Source organism: Streptomyces sp. NPDC047706 (genome assembly GCF_043204795.1).
Lineage (GTDB): Bacteria > Actinomycetota > Actinomycetes > Streptomycetales > Streptomycetaceae > Streptomyces.
Map to the genome: position 1 here is coordinate 1 of NZ_JBIDCW010000060.1, position 1850 is coordinate 1850.

Annotated in this window: 1 rRNA gene (running past one end of the window); it reads right to left on the reverse strand. The window is 56.6% G+C overall.

The annotated features are described in order from the left end of the window. Nucleotides 1-21 precede the first annotated feature (21 nt). Nucleotides 22-1850, reverse strand: a 23S ribosomal RNA gene (locus tag ACGF8A_RS34435); it runs 1368 nt beyond the window's last position.

The window sequence follows — 1850 nt, forward strand, 5'->3', positions numbered from 1 at the left end:
ACACAGTGGACGCGAGCAACTGAGGACAAGCCCTCGGCCTATTAGTACCGGTCAACTCCACACGTTACCGTGCTTCCATATCCGGCCTATCAACCCAGTCGTCTACTGGGAGCCTTACCCCATCAAGTGGGTGGGAGCCCTCATCTCGAAGCAGGCTTCCCGCTTAGATGCTTTCAGCGGTTATCCCTCCCGAACGTAGCCAACCAGCCATGCCCTTGGCAGAACAACTGGCACACCAGAGGTTCGTCCGTCCCGGTCCTCTCGTACTAGGGACAGCCCTTCTCAAGACTCCTACGCGCACAGCGGATAGGGACCGAACTGTCTCACGACGTTCTAAACCCAGCTCGCGTACCGCTTTAATGGGCGAACAGCCCAACCCTTGGGACCGACTCCAGCCCCAGGATGCGACGAGCCGACATCGAGGTGCCAAACCATCCCGTCGATATGGACTCTTGGGGAAGATCAGCCTGTTATCCCCGGGGTACCTTTTATCCGTTGAGCGACGGCGCTTCCACAAGCCACCGCCGGATCACTAGTCCCGACTTTCGTCCCTGCTCGACCCGTCGGTCTCACAGTCAAGCTCCCTTGTGCACTTACACTCAACACCTGATTGCCAACCAGGCTGAGGGAACCTTTGGGCGCCTCCGTTACCCTTTAGGAGGCAACCGCCCCAGTTAAACTACCCATCAGACACTGTCCCTGATCCGGATCACGGACCCAGGTTAGACATCCAGCACGACCAGACTGGTATTTCAACGACGACTCCACCTGAACTGGCGTCCAAGCATCAAAGTCTCCCAGCTATCCTACACAAGCCGAACCGAACACCAATATCAAACTGTAGTAAAGGTCCCGGGGTCTTTCCGTCCTGCTGCGCGAAACGAGCATCTTTACTCGTAGTGCAATTTCACCGGGCCTATGGTTGAGACAGTCGAGAAGTCGTTACGCCATTCGTGCAGGTCGGAACTTACCCGACAAGGAATTTCGCTACCTTAGGATGGTTATAGTTACCACCGCCGTTTACTGGCGCTTAAGTTCTCAGCTTCGCCTGGACGAATCCAAGCTAACCGGTCCCCTTAACGTTCCAGCACCGGGCAGGCGTCAGTCCGTATACATCGCCTTACGGCTTCGCACGGACCTGTGTTTTTAGTAAACAGTCGCTTCTCGCTGGTCTCTGCGGCCACACCCAGCTCACGGAGCAAACCCGATCACCAGACATGGCCCCCCTTCTCCCGAAGTTACGGGGGCATTTTGCCGAGTTCCTTAACCATAGTTCACCCGAACGCCTCGGTATTCTCTACCTGACCACCTGAGTCGGTTTAGGGTACGGGCCGCCATGAAACTCGCTAGAGGCTTTTCTCGACAGCATAGGATCATCCACTTCACCACAATCGGCTCGGCATCAGGTCTCAGCCACAAGTACGACGGATTTACCTATCGCACGGCCTACACCCTTACCCCGGGACAACCACCGCCCGGGATGGACTACCTTCCTGCGTCACCCCATCACTCACCTACTAACCGCTTGGTCCGGCGGCTCCACCACTCCCCTCAACTCCGAAGAGATCAGGGCGGCTTCACGGCCTTAGCATCACGATGCTCGATGTTTGACGCTTCACAGCGGGTACCGGAATATCAACCGGTTATCCATCGACTACGCCTGTCGGCCTCGCCTTAGGTCCCGACTTACCCTGGGCAGATCAGCTTGACCCAGGAACCCTTAGTCAATCGGCGCAAACGTTTCTCACGTTTGTATCGCTACTCATGCCTGCATTCTCACTCGTCAACCGTCCACAACTCGCTTACACGGCTGCTTCACCCGGCAGACGACGCTCCCCTACCCATCACAG